Genomic DNA, 2,316 nt, shown 5'->3' with positions numbered 1-2,316 from the left:
GCGCTGGTGCCCCGCGCCGGAAAGGGGCCCCACCAACCCCGACCGCCAACCAGGCGGCCACCCCTCCCGGCCACCCACCAGGGAGAACCATATGACTCAGCGCCTGATGGTCCACGGCGGAAACCCGCTCGAAGGCGAGGTCCGCGTCAGCGGTGCGAAGAACCTCGTCCCCAAGGCCATGGTCGCCGCCCTGCTTGGGCAGGGCGTCAGCCACCTCACCAACATTCCGGACATCCGCGACATCCACGTGGTGAGCGGCCTCCTCCGGCTGCACGGGGTCACCGTCCACCAGGACGACAGCGGGCTGATCCTCGACGCCTCGCACGTGAGGAACGCGAACGTCGAGGACATCGTCGGCCACGCTGGCTCCTCGCGGATCCCGATCCTGTTCAGCGGCCCGCTGCTGCACCGCCTCGGCCACGCCTTCATCCCCGGCCTGGGCGGCTGCGACATCGGCGGCCGCCCGGTCGACTTCCACTTCGAGGTGCTCAGCCAGTTCGGCGCCACCATCGAGAACCACCCGCAGGGCACCTACCTGGTCGCCCCGCAGCGCCTGCGCGGCACCAAGATCGAGCTGCCCTACCCGTCGGTCGGCGCGACCGAGCAGGTGCTGCTCACGGCCGTCCTCGCCGAGGGCGTCACCGAGCTGCGCAACGCCGCCGCCGAGCCGGAGATCGTCGACCTGATCTGCGTCCTGCAGAAGATGGGCGCGATCATCACCATGGGCGCTGACCGGACCATCCTGATCACCGGTGTGGACGAGCTGAACGGCTACAACCACCGCGCGCTGCCGGACCGCCTGGAGGCGGCCTCCTGGGCCTGCGCGGCGCTGGCCACCAAGGGCGACATCTACGTCAAGGGCGCCGAGCAGTGGCCGATGATGGCTTTCCTCGACGCCTTCCGGAAGGTCGGCGGCGCGTTCGAGGTGGACGACGAGGGCATCCGCTTCTGGCACCCGGGCGGCGAGCTCAAGGCGATCGTCTTGGAGACCGACGTGCACCCGGGCTTCCAGACCGACTGGCAGCAGCCGCTGCTGGTCGTGCTGACCCAGGCCGCCGGCCTGTCCATCGTCCACGAGACGGTGTACGAGTCGCGGCTCGGCTTCACCGGCGAGCTGAACCAGATGGGCGCGCACATCCAGCCCTACAACGAGTGCCTGACCGGTTCTCCGTGCCGCTTCGAACGGACGAACCACACGCACTCGGCGGTCGTCTCCGGCCCGTCCAAGCTGATCGGCGGAGAACTGCACGTCCCCGACCTGCGCGGCGGCTTCGCCTACCTGATCGCGGCGCTGGCGGCCGAGGGCACCTCCACCCTTCACGGTATCGACCTGATCGACCGCGGCTACGAGAACTTCATGGAGAAGCTGCGCGACCTCGGCGCCGACGCCGAGATGATCACCGACTGAGCCGGATCCGGTGGGCCCGGGACATCCCAGGCCCACCGGATCCCTGCCCCGGACCGGGGCAGACGGGGATCGAGACTGTTCAAGCGCGTGCCGCGGGAACGGGCCTGGGCGGGGGTGGCCGACGAGACTGCGCTGGTGGGGCTTGCCCACCTGGGTGGGTCTGTTGCCGTCGTGCGGTGGTGGGCGGCGTCCCCGGTGCGTCATCCGTTGGTGTGCCGGGCGTGGGTTCGGGGGCTCGGGAGCGGGGGCGGGTGGTGGTCTGCGGGTGGGTGCCGGTGGGGTGCCCGCGTGGTGTTCCGGCCGGGTCAGGCTCGCAGACGCGGTCGGGGGCGCAACCGAGGGCCTGATCCTCCCGGCCAAGATCTTTTGCGTCGGGCGAGGGCCGGGCTATCGCCCCTTTTGGGCCCTCGCCAGCGTCGCAAAAGATCTTGGCCGTCCGGGTCCCTCGGTTGCGCCCCCGCCCTATTGCGTCTGCGTGGCAGCCCTTGCCGGAACACCCCGCCAGCGGGCACCCCACCGGCACCCACCCGCAGACCTCGAGGAGCCCACCATGACCACGTACACGACCCCCTTCAACGACTGCGGCTGCCCCGTCCCCTTCGCGCAGATGGCGCTGGTCGAGGGCATGTGGCTGTGCCCCGACTGCGACGCCTCAGGCGCCGACCTCGCGCCGTGGGACGCCGCGAACCTCCCCCTCGTCCTCACGGACGGGACCGTGGCGACGCCGGACGATGTCGCCGCGCTGGCCGACGAGGAGCTGCTGCGGCGGGCTGCCGACTGAGTCGGCGGGGTCCTTCGGGGCCCCGCTTCGAGGAAGCGGTCGCCCCCTGCGGGGGCGGCTGTGTTGTGGCCCGGTGGCGTTCACCGTCTCGGTGGCGTCGGCCCCTGGGGGGCCTTTGGCCACCGTG

General features: G+C 71.2%; 2 protein-coding genes. Both read left to right on the top strand.

Annotation, left to right across the window (positions count from 1 at the left end):
• Window positions 1–91 precede the first annotated feature (91 nt).
• Complete coding sequence (murA, locus tag ACIRD3_RS40475) at window positions 92–1,408, top strand: UDP-N-acetylglucosamine 1-carboxyvinyltransferase (protein WP_402227135.1); 1,317 nt, start codon at window positions 92–94, stop codon at window positions 1,406–1,408.
• Between the two features lie 550 nt (window positions 1,409–1,958).
• A complete protein-coding gene (locus tag ACIRD3_RS40470) occupies window positions 1,959–2,189 on the top strand; it encodes a hypothetical protein (protein WP_402227133.1) in 231 nt (76 codons plus the stop codon).
• Window positions 2,190–2,316: the final 127 nt, after the last annotated feature.

It is taken from the genome of Kitasatospora sp. NPDC093550, from assembly GCF_044764985.1.
Lineage (GTDB): Bacteria > Actinomycetota > Actinomycetes > Streptomycetales > Streptomycetaceae > Kitasatospora.
The sequence above is the reverse complement of the archived record's forward strand: the minus strand, read 5'-3'. Positions and strand labels throughout refer to the sequence as shown.